This is a genomic window from Variovorax sp. 10N432, assembly GCF_056394465.1.
Genome location: NZ_JBFTHX010000095.1, coordinates 1 through 3,692, shown reverse-complemented (window position 1 = coordinate 3,692; position 3,692 = coordinate 1). Strand labels below are relative to the sequence as shown.

The 3,692-nt window shown below is 60.3% G+C and carries 5 protein-coding genes; 2 read left to right on the top strand and 3 right to left on the bottom strand.

All coding sequences use genetic code 11. The features are described from left to right. Positions 1 to 853: 853 nt before the first annotated feature. Entirely contained in the window at positions 854 to 1,258 is a 405-nt protein-coding gene (locus AC1DF3_RS36625) for an OsmC family protein (RefSeq protein WP_478142756.1), read from the bottom strand. An 81-nt stretch (positions 1,259 to 1,339) separates the two neighbouring features. After that, positions 1,340 to 2,077, bottom strand: a complete 738-nt coding sequence (locus AC1DF3_RS36620; protein WP_478142757.1) for a GNAT family N-acetyltransferase — start codon at positions 2,075 to 2,077, stop codon at positions 1,340 to 1,342. Between AC1DF3_RS36620 and AC1DF3_RS36615 the strand changes: the two genes are divergently transcribed. Further along, positions 2,003 to 2,320: a hypothetical protein gene (locus tag AC1DF3_RS36615; RefSeq protein WP_478142758.1), complete on the top strand. Its 318-nt coding sequence runs from the start codon at positions 2,003 to 2,005 to the stop codon at positions 2,318 to 2,320. The genes AC1DF3_RS36620 and AC1DF3_RS36615 overlap by 75 nt on opposite strands. 115 nt (positions 2,321 to 2,435) lie before the next feature. On the opposite strand, the gene AC1DF3_RS36610 is transcribed toward AC1DF3_RS36615, so the two are convergent. Next, positions 2,436 to 2,870 (bottom strand): VOC family protein, encoded by a 435-nt coding sequence (locus tag AC1DF3_RS36610; protein ID WP_286537714.1) that lies wholly within the window; start codon positions 2,868 to 2,870, stop codon positions 2,436 to 2,438. A 234-nt stretch (positions 2,871 to 3,104) separates the two neighbouring features. Here AC1DF3_RS36610 and AC1DF3_RS36605 point away from each other — a divergent pair, with 234 nt between their 5' ends. After that, positions 3,105 to 3,569 (top strand): hypothetical protein, encoded by a 465-nt coding sequence (locus AC1DF3_RS36605; RefSeq protein WP_478142755.1) that lies wholly within the window; start codon positions 3,105 to 3,107, stop codon positions 3,567 to 3,569. Positions 3,570 to 3,692: the final 123 nt, after the last annotated feature.

Genomic DNA, 3,692 nt, shown 5'->3' with positions numbered 1-3,692 from the left:
GAGGCTGCCTGATGGGTTGAACCATGAGTACATGGCTCAACCGGGGCGCCTCCGGAGGCCTGGCAGGGGCCTGAAGATTGAAAGAATCAAACCGCAGCCAATCCACTTAACTCAGGTCGATGCGTGTTCAGACGACCGGAGCCGGCTCTATTGCTTCGACTTGGCATGCTGAGTAGACCGCTGCTGCCCAATTCTGGTGCCCGCAACTGTTAGCGCGCACGCACCGATGTCCGCTTAGTTGCGAGCCGACAACGAACGTCCCCTGTCGGCGGATGCTGTCCTAGACTGAGAGTTCGTGCACGAGAGCCGGCTTCTCGCTTTGGTCTGCGAAGAGCGGCAGTTGGGGGGTTGTCGCGCAATCCACGCGGGCTGATGCGTGCATCATGGTCCAGCACCCTTCGACTCGTCGGCGTGGTGCAGGCTTCGGAAAGCAGTCCATGCAGACCTTATCGACGACGGCAAATACATGGCCTCGCAGCTTGAATATGTAGCTGCCAGCAGGCAGCCTGCTGGCCAGTTGGGCTACCGTGGGTCGATGAATCGCGGGCCGGTCGAGGAAAGAGACCCAGGGGGCCACCTCATGGTTGGCGAACACGGCGCTCACGGCCTTGGGGCGCATGACGCCACGAGGACGCCGACCAGCGTCCGCACAAATCTTGTGAGCGCGAGCGTACGGCATACCAGTGCTCAACGCGAGCGAACGGACTGCGCAGTCGGACCGCTCTGCAAAACCAGCAGCAGTGCGCCCACCGTCAGTCACTGTGTAGTTGATTTTCATTCCTTACTTGGCGTCCAAGGGACCGGTCCTGGCCGCATCCTGCCCCCGTTCCTGGATACGAGGGCAGCTCACTGTTCAGGGCTCTCTTGAAAGGGCGACTGGAGCGCCGGCACGAATGGTGTTATGTACTTCTGCGACCGAATCTGTTTGGCGTACCAAGTCCGTGATGTCCTCGGGCGTCGCTGGTGACGACACCTTGACTGCGTATTGAATGTTGGTAGCCACCAGACCGACGCCCGGAAAATCTGCTGTCGCCTCGACCACGACTCCTTCGACCGGGATACTCAGGCGTTCAGCCTCGCGGTAAAGGTCATTGCAGTAGCAGGTTGCGAGCGCGAGCATGAGGAACTCACCGCCATTGACCGCCGAGCCTTTGCCAGAGGGCTTAGAGGGCACGACAAGAACCTGCGTGCTTCCACCCGTGCGCACGGAGACTTCGTGCTGAGTCAAGGAGTTCCTGACAGTGGCAGATATCTGCATGGTGTGCTCCGTTTGGCCGATGTGGACAACGACGGCTTCAGCCGGAATTCTGCCACCCGCCGGAATGGCGGGTGCTGGCCGTCACTTGCCCTTGCCCTTTGGCTTCATCGTGGTGACCTTGTACACCGCCCCGTGCTTGTCGTAGGTCGTCCACGTACCGACTTGCACCCCAAGTTCGAAGTAGCCCGAGCGCATTCGAACGCCATCCTTGCGGAACCATTCCCAGTAGCCGTTTAACAAGCCGTCGAGCATCGGACCACGAGCGCGGACCGTACCGTCCTTGAAGTATTCAACTCGCTCTTCCGGTACTGGCACCGGGTCTCCTACGTCCGTTGATGGTCGCATTCTGCCTTCCCCCGTGCGGCCGGGTGCTCTCGCGTTGGAGGGCAACGCTCGCTGTCCAGCAAAGACCCATCGTTCGCCTTGGCCCGTCACAGTGTGCTCTTGCTGGGTGAAACCGGCCTTCTGGAGGACGCGTCGGGAGCCGCCGTTGGCAGGATTGATATAGGCCACGACGTCCACGCCGGTCGCGGCGAGCGCAGATGCAACCGCCTTGACCGCCTCCGTGGCGACGCCTCTTCCTTCGCGTCCTCCGCGAACGGCATAGATAAGCTCGAGCTCATCGCCAGAGGTCTTAGCCGTCGCCTTGCACTCGATGTGCGCTACCAAGTCGTCGTCCGGTACCCCCGTCACAGCCCATACGTGCGCCAATGAGAGGACTTCGGAAGAGCGTCGAACCAAGGCATGAAAAAGACGCTGGCCTCTCGGCATATCAGGGAACGACCGGCTCAAGAAGGTCTCGATGAAGTCATCCCCCATCCACGCGAGAAATTCGCGGCGCAAGGCCGGCTCGTAGGGTCGAAGAACATGTCGTTCCGTTCGGAGAACTCGCATTGGTGGGCCGTTCGGGAAGTTCTGCTCGTGGCTGCATCCTGCCTCAGCAACGGCCCCAGCCTCGTGGGTGAGGCGGACCGGCGCTCGAGCGCCGATGAAAACATCGAAACTGCAGAGGTGGCGGGTAAAGGTCGGCTATCGGGCGACATGAGCGTGGGCGGTGAATGACTGGTTCTGACCGCATTCTGCGGCACGGGCATCGGCTTCCGCGGGTCCAAAGGCAGACTTCGTTGCGGCGCGCCAGACGGACGGAAAGCCGGTATACACGCGCGAACCCCCACCACTAGCCGAGCTGCTCGGCAAGCCCGACGATGATGCCCTCAGGCCCACGAATATAGGCGAGCCGGTACGCTTTCTCATACTGCATCTGGCCAATAAGTTCTGCGCCACGGGCCTGCATCCTCGCAACGACAGCATCAATACCATCGACTGCAAACATGATGCGACGAAGACCCAAGGCGTTCACCGGGGCGTCAACGGGTCCAAACCTGACTGCATCTGGGGTGTGGAACTTGTCGAGTTCAATTCCCTGACCATCGGGAGTCCGTAGCATCGCGAGGGTGGCTCGGACGTCGCCAAGTCCTATGAGGCTTCCGACTGAAGGCCCTTCAACCGTGGTTTGGCCCTCAAGCTGCAGACCCAGCTCGATAAAGAACGCCTTCACCGCCTCGATATCGTCGACAACTATCAGGACGTTGTCCATTCGCTTGACTGTCATGCCTTCGGTCCTCTTTCAACGGATGACTTTGCCGAGGAGACAGCCTACCCGAGAGCTGCCCTTGGCGACTGACTGCTTTTGGCCCCGATTCGAACGTCATCTACCTGAAAGACTGCGGCGCCTAAGCGGCCCCCACAGTCGTCCTCGTTCAAGCCACACCTCACGCTGTGGCTGTTTCATCTCCGTTCACTAGTTTTGCCGCGGGGGGCGGTGGCGCTCCGCCGGCAATTAGACATGAACCGTCGCTCGCGATTCGCGCGCGTGGTCCACCTAGGCCAATCAATCTTTCTTGAGGAACATATGAAGATTTCGACTCGCATGTTTATCGCAGGTTTCGCTCTGGCGCTCGGTGCCTGCGCACTGCCTCCGAGCAACTCAACGCAAAGCTCGAACGCCCCCAGCACGGCCCAAGTGGCGCAGGCGCCTCCCAAGCAGGAACCGCTCAACCGTACAGAAGTGGAAGACATCATCGCCAAGTCGAAGTCGGCCGCGGCGGTCGAGAAGTCCCTTGCGGGCAAGCCGGTATCGCTCGTGGTGCTCAGAGTCATCGGAAGCGAGAAGAACTCGTTTTGGAGCACCCAAAGACACGACCCTTTCACCAGCTCCGTCTGCGATGCGTGGAGCAAGTCTATTGAACAAGGGGGATGGGTCGACGGCACGATTTCGCGCATCGGCATGTCGGCGCCGGTTGAACTTTGACCCACCCTGCCGGTTGAACTTTGACCCGGGGATGGGAGCCGGCATCGTGGTTGCCGACTGTGGATAACTGTAGCTGTTTCCTCCTTTCTTGCTTTGCTTGATGTTCGGTCTTTGAGGGCGCGG

What these genes read in the sequence shown, in the direction of transcription:
- AC1DF3_RS36605 (WP_478142755.1), top strand. Translation starts at nt 3,105, where the DNA reads ATGAACCGTCGCTCGCGATTCGCGCGCGTGGTCCACCTAGGCCAATCA.
- AC1DF3_RS36620 (WP_478142757.1), bottom strand. Translation starts at nt 2,077, where the DNA reads ATGGGGGATGACTTCATCGAGACCTTCTTGAGCCGGTCGTTCCCTGAT.
- AC1DF3_RS36610 (WP_286537714.1), bottom strand. Translation starts at nt 2,870, where the DNA reads ATGACAGTCAAGCGAATGGACAACGTCCTGATAGTTGTCGACGATATC.
- AC1DF3_RS36615 (WP_478142758.1), top strand. Translation starts at nt 2,003, where the DNA reads ATGAAAAAGACGCTGGCCTCTCGGCATATCAGGGAACGACCGGCTCAA.
- AC1DF3_RS36625 (WP_478142756.1), bottom strand. Translation starts at nt 1,258, where the DNA reads ATGCAGATATCTGCCACTGTCAGGAACTCCTTGACTCAGCACGAAGTC.